Origin of the sequence: Staphylococcus croceilyticus, from assembly GCF_002902575.1 — a bacterium.
Lineage (GTDB): Bacteria > Bacillota > Bacilli > Staphylococcales > Staphylococcaceae > Staphylococcus > Staphylococcus croceilyticus.
This window is the reverse complement of record NZ_PPRD01000145.1, coordinates 58,212-58,416: the sequence shown is the minus strand read 5'-3', so window position 1 is coordinate 58,416 and position 205 is coordinate 58,212. Positions and strand designations below refer to the sequence as shown.

Annotated in this window: 2 protein-coding genes; both read left to right on the top strand. The window is 33.2% G+C overall.

Going from position 1 to position 205, the window contains the following annotated elements:
• A partial coding sequence (locus CD128_RS11680; RefSeq protein ID WP_231917345.1) for a beta-class phenol-soluble modulin occupies positions 1 to 86 on the top strand: 86 nt, incomplete at its 5' end.
• Positions 87 to 156: 70 nt separating this feature from the next.
• The coding region (locus CD128_RS11965) for a beta-class phenol-soluble modulin (protein ID WP_231917344.1) at positions 157 to 205 on the top strand (49 nt) is incomplete at its 3' end.

The window sequence follows — 205 nt, the reverse complement described above, 5'->3', positions numbered from 1 at the left end:
CACATGATTGGGGTAAATTAGGTACAAACATCGTAGGTATCGTAGAAAACGGTGCAAGCGTATTAGGTAAATTATTCGGTTTCTAATACAACCTTTACATTCATATATCACTTAGCTTTTCAAAAAATAAAAGAATAACGAAATGGAGAGATTATAATGCAAAAATTAGCAGAAGCAATCGCAAACACAGTACAAGCAGGTCAAT